The following is a 749-nucleotide window of genomic DNA, read 5'->3' on the forward strand; positions in this document are numbered from 1 at the left end:
TGAACTGCCTCCCATTTCTTGGACATGAGAAATGGGAGGCTTTCTTTATGCGCGTTGATTTGAGAGTGAGGCATGATGTCGAGGCCAGGAAGGCGGCCATAGGGCTCTTCGAGCTCGGGCACGGGTATAAATCTGCCGCGATTGCCCTTTCGCTTCCCGCGGAAGCCGTGAGAAGATGGCAGGAGATATACCGCGCATTCGGGAGCGAGGTGCTGCTGCGCATGGACGGAAAGCAGGGCAGGTACACATACGAGCAGAAGGTCGCCGCCGCCTCCGCCGTCGTCGACGGCGGCATGACGAAGACCGAGGCGATGGCGGCGTTCGGCATAATGTCGATGTCGCCGCTCAAGAAGTGGTGCGCGCTATACCGCCGGGGCGGCGCGGAGGCCCTGCGCCCGAGGCCCAAGGGCCGGCCGAAGGGTTCCAAGGCGAGGCCGCGGACCCGCGAGGAGGAGCTCGAGGAGCGGTGCCGTAGGCTCGAGGCCGAGGTGGCCTACCTAAAAAAATTACGCGCCCTGGTCGAGAGGGACGGGCTCTGACCAGGGCGAAGGCCGAAGCGGTCGCGGCCCTGCGCGCCGAGGGGCACGCGCTCGGGCACCTGCTCGCATGCGCCGAGCTCAAGCGGTCGACCTACTACTACGCCCTCGCGCACCCGCCGAGGCCCACGCGCCCCGAGCTCTGGGAGGCGGCCGCCGAGATCTTCTCGCGCACCGCCAACGGCTGCGGGCACCGGCAGATAGCGATGTGCC

General features: G+C 66.8%; 1 protein-coding gene. It reads left to right on the plus strand.

Going from position 1 to position 749, the window contains the following annotated elements:
* On the plus strand, positions 1–539 hold a 539-nt coding region (locus DWZ22_RS07805; protein WP_369833929.1), incomplete at its 5' end, for a helix-turn-helix domain-containing protein.
* Between the last annotated feature and the right edge of the window lie 210 nt (positions 540–749).

The sequence above is a fragment of the Collinsella sp. AF31-11 genome, from assembly GCF_003475605.1.
Classification (GTDB): domain Bacteria; phylum Actinomycetota; class Coriobacteriia; order Coriobacteriales; family Coriobacteriaceae; genus Collinsella.